The following is a 1,097-nucleotide window of genomic DNA, read 5'->3' as shown; positions in this document are numbered from 1 at the left end:
TGGGCTTGCGTCGCTGTGCTCGCAGACTCAGGTCGGGCTCAAGCTGCTTCTCGTTCATGCGGTGATCCTTTCGAAGATGAGGCCGGCCAGGTCGGCGTAGGCGGAGGCGACGGGTTCGCGCTTCTCATAGTGGCCCAGCCAGTCGCAGGCCAGACGTGCACCGGGGACGATGGAGCGGGCCGGCACCAGGGGGGTGAGCAGCAGCCCGGTCTCGCGCAGCTCCCAGCAGGGCCATGGACTGTTTGAACGCGGCCACGCTGCGGCAGGCTCCGTGCACCCCGACGCAGTCGTCCGAGGCGGGGCGGGCCGCATAGATCACCCGTCTGCGGCGGTGAACGCGTTGGGGGTCAACGGCCCGCCCTGACGGTCGGGGCAGTGGACGACGAGCTGTGGATGCCGCGAGCGAGACGAAGGGCGGGGGCTTCGCGTCTCCGCCTCTATCGTCGGGTCCCCGCGCCCTCCGGCCGACCCCATCCATGACGGCGCGGGGCTGCCGGCGTTCCGGACGGGCCCGGTTGACCGGCCTGCGATCACCCCACCGGCCCCGGGGACAGGGTCCACGTCGAGAGCAGCCGACCCAGCAGGCAGCCCCGCCCGGCCACCCTCAGTCCCGTGGCGTGACCGAGCGCAGCGCGAGCTCGGTGAGGACGGCCGCCTCGAGGGCCTCGCGTCCCTTGTCCTCTCGGGATCCGGGCAGGCCCGCCCGGTCGCGGGCCTGCTGCTCGGTGTCCACGGTGAGCACGCCGAAGCCCACGGGAACGCCGGTGCGCACCGAGACCTCCGTCACGCCCTGGGTCACGGACTGGCACACGTAGTCGAAGTGCGGGGTGTCCCCGCGCACCACGACGCCCAGGACCACGACGACGTCGAATCGCTCCGCCAGCCGCGCCGCGGCGACGGTGAGCTCGACGGTGCCGGGCACGCGCACGAGCACGGGTTCCAGGCCCAAATCCGCCGCGGCGGCCTGCGCCCCGGCGATCAGCCCGTCCATGATCTCCGTGTGCCACTGGGCGGCGACGATCGCCACGTTCAGGCCGCTCGCAGCGGCGGGGTCGGGGGTGAAGGTCGGGGCTCCGGCGCCGCTCATGGGGTGTCCT

At 73.0% G+C, this 1,097-nt stretch carries 1 protein-coding gene; it reads right to left on the bottom strand.

The window, feature by feature from the left end; all coding sequences use genetic code 11:
• Window positions 1-604: 604 nt before the first annotated feature.
• Window positions 605-1,087, bottom strand: a complete 483-nt coding sequence (ribH, locus tag QL983_RS11310) for a 6,7-dimethyl-8-ribityllumazine synthase (protein WP_020624532.1) — start codon at window positions 1,085-1,087, stop codon at window positions 605-607.
• Window positions 1,088-1,097 lie beyond the last annotated feature (10 nt).

The sequence above is a fragment of the Micrococcus sp. APC 4021 genome (assembly GCF_030407635.1).
In the GTDB taxonomy this organism is placed as follows: domain Bacteria; phylum Actinomycetota; class Actinomycetes; order Actinomycetales; family Micrococcaceae; genus Micrococcus; species Micrococcus luteus.
The sequence above is the reverse complement of the archived record's forward strand: the minus strand, read 5'-3'. Positions and strand labels throughout refer to the sequence as shown.

What these genes read in the sequence shown, in the direction of transcription:
- ribH (WP_020624532.1), bottom strand. Translation starts at nt 1,087, where the DNA reads ATGAGCGGCGCCGGAGCCCCGACCTTCACCCCCGACCCCGCCGCTGCG.